This is a genomic window from Paenacidovorax caeni (genome assembly GCF_001298675.1).
GTDB lineage: Bacteria > Pseudomonadota > Gammaproteobacteria > Burkholderiales > Burkholderiaceae_C > Paenacidovorax > Paenacidovorax caeni.
Window position 1 is genome coordinate 1 of the sequence record NZ_CYIG01000139.1, and the last position, 528, is coordinate 528.

Genomic DNA, 528 nt, shown 5'->3' on the forward strand with positions numbered 1-528 from the left:
CTACCTGGCCCTGCGCAACATCAGCCAGAAGTGGACCATGCCCATCCGAGATTGGAAGGCCGCGCTGACCCGATTTACCATTCAGTTCGGAGACCGCATCTCCGTCAATTGAAGTCCGAACCGTTTACACAAAAATTCGGACACGCCCAAGTGAGAGGGTGTGCAGAATTTTGTGTAAACGGACAATCCAACGCCGACGCAAGTCGGCCTGTCCGTAAGCACCATGAGTACCAAGAAACACGACGTACCCGAAGAACTGCTGTCTGGCCTGCTGGCCAGCTACAAGAAGCCCGAAGACCTGATTGGCGAGAACGGACTGCTCAAGCAGTTGACCAAGCTGCTGGTCGAGCGAGCTTTGGACGCTGAGCTGACTCGTAAGCTCCCCTGTCAAGCAGACAGTTGATTTCCAGAGTCTGCGGCGGTTGTGGTGATCAATCTGGGCATGAACTGCTTGGGCGGCACGCCACCCAGGGCGTCATGCGGTCGGTACTCGTTGTACTGGGTTAGCCAGTCGTCCGCGATGGCCTG

At 56.6% G+C, this 528-nt stretch carries 1 protein-coding gene and 1 pseudogene; one reads left to right on the forward strand and one right to left on the reverse strand.

Translation table 11 applies throughout. The features are described from left to right. Positions 1–223: 223 nt before the first annotated feature. Positions 224–382: pseudogene (locus tag BN2503_RS19120) on the forward strand (IS256 family transposase); the annotation flags it as partial. Positions 383–387: 5 nt separating this feature from the next. Here BN2503_RS19120 and BN2503_RS19860 read toward each other — a convergent pair. Next, entirely contained in the window at positions 388–522 is a 135-nt protein-coding gene (locus tag BN2503_RS19860) for an integrase core domain-containing protein (protein WP_233495069.1), read from the reverse strand. Positions 523–528: the final 6 nt, after the last annotated feature.